A 1763-nucleotide genomic window follows, 5' to 3' on the forward strand; every position below is an offset into this window, starting at 1 on the left:
TTCATCGCCGCGATCGACCAGGGCACGACCTCTTCCCGCTGCATCGTCTTCGACCGCGACGGCCGTATCGTCTCCGTCGACCAGAAGGAGCACGAGCAGATCTTCCCCAAGCCGGGCTGGGTCGAGCACAACGCCACCGAGATCTGGACCAACGTCCAGGAAGTGGTCGCCGGAGCCATCGACAAGGCCGGCATCACCCGGGACGACATCAAGGCCATCGGCATCACCAACCAGCGTGAGACCACGCTGCTGTGGGACAAGAACACCGGTGAGCCCGTCCACAACGCCATCGTCTGGCAGGACACCCGTACCGACGCCCTGTGCAAGGAGCTCGGCCGCAACGTCGGGCAGGACCGCTTCCGCCGCGAGACGGGTCTTCCACTCGCCTCGTACTTCGCCGGTCCGAAGGCCCGGTGGCTGCTGGACAACGTCGAGGGCCTGCGCGAGCGCGCCGAGGCCGGCGACATCCTCTTCGGCACCATGGACACCTGGGTCATCTGGAACCTGACGGGCGGTGTCAACGGCGGCAAGCACTACACCGACGTCACCAACGCCTCCCGCACCATGCTGATGAACCTCCACACCCTGGAGTGGGACGAGAAGATCGCCGAGTCCATCGGCGTGCCGCTGTCGATGCTCCCCGAGATCCGGTCCTCCGCCGAGGTCTACGGCGAGGTCACGGGCGGCAAGCTGGGCGAGCTGCTCGGCGGCATCCCGGTCGCCTCGGCGCTCGGTGACCAGCAGGCGGCCCTGTTCGGCCAGACCTGTTTCGCCGAGGGCGAGGCCAAGTCGACGTACGGCACCGGCACGTTCATGCTGATGAACACCGGCGAGAAGATCATCAACTCGTACTCCGGTCTGCTCACCACCGTCGGCTACCGCATCGGTGACGACAAGCCGGTCTACGCCCTCGAGGGCTCGATCGCCGTCACCGGTTCGCTGGTGCAGTGGATGCGCGACCAGATGGGCCTGATCTCCACCGCCGCCGAGATCGAGACGCTCGCGCTCTCCGTCGAGGACAACGGCGGCGCCTACTTCGTGCCGGCCTTCTCCGGTCTGTTCGCCCCGTACTGGCGCTCCGACGCCCGCGGTGTGATCGCCGGCCTGACCCGGTACGTCACCAAGGCGCACCTCGCGCGTGCCGTCCTGGAGGCCACCGCCTGGCAGACCCGTGAGATCACGGACGCCATGACCAAGGACTCGGGCGTGGAGCTCGCGGCCCTCAAGGTCGACGGCGGCATGACCTCCAACAACCTGCTGATGCAGACCCTCTCGGACTTCCTGGACGCCCCCGTGGTCCGTCCGATGGTCGCCGAGACGACCTGCCTCGGTGCCGCCTACGCCGCCGGTCTCGCCGTCGGCTTCTGGACCAGCACCGACGACCTGCGTGCCAACTGGCGCCGGGCCGCCGAGTGGACCCCCCGCATGGACGCGGACACCCGCGACCGTGAGTACAAGAGCTGGCTCAAGGCCGTCGAGCGGACGATGGGCTGGCTCGAGGACGAGGAGAGCTGAAGGCCTCCCCCCTTCGGCATCTCTGATGAGGAGTAAGAACCCGAAATGACCAGTCAGTCCACCCTCCAGTCCGTGCCTGCCCTCGGTACGCGCCCGGCCTCCGGCTCCAACCCGAGCCGCGCCGAGACCCGGGAGCAGCTCGCCAAGGCGTCGTACGACCTTCTCGTGATCGGCGGCGGCATCCTGGGCATCTCCACCGCCTGGCACGCCGCGCAGTCCGGCCTGAGGGTGGCTCTGGTCGACGCCGG

Annotated in this window: 2 protein-coding genes; both read left to right on the top strand. The window is 68.1% G+C overall.

From position 1 onward, the window contains the following. Positions 1-1515: glycerol kinase GlpK (gene glpK, locus IQ210_RS46935; protein WP_194085400.1), on the top strand; the 1515-nt coding region annotated here is incomplete at its 5' end. 45 nt (positions 1516-1560) lie between these two features. Further along, the coding region (locus IQ210_RS46940; RefSeq protein WP_194085401.1) for an FAD-dependent oxidoreductase at positions 1561-1763 on the top strand (203 nt) is incomplete at its 3' end.

The organism is Streptomyces justiciae, assembly GCF_015163075.1.
In the GTDB taxonomy this organism is placed as follows: domain Bacteria; phylum Actinomycetota; class Actinomycetes; order Streptomycetales; family Streptomycetaceae; genus Streptomyces; species Streptomyces justiciae.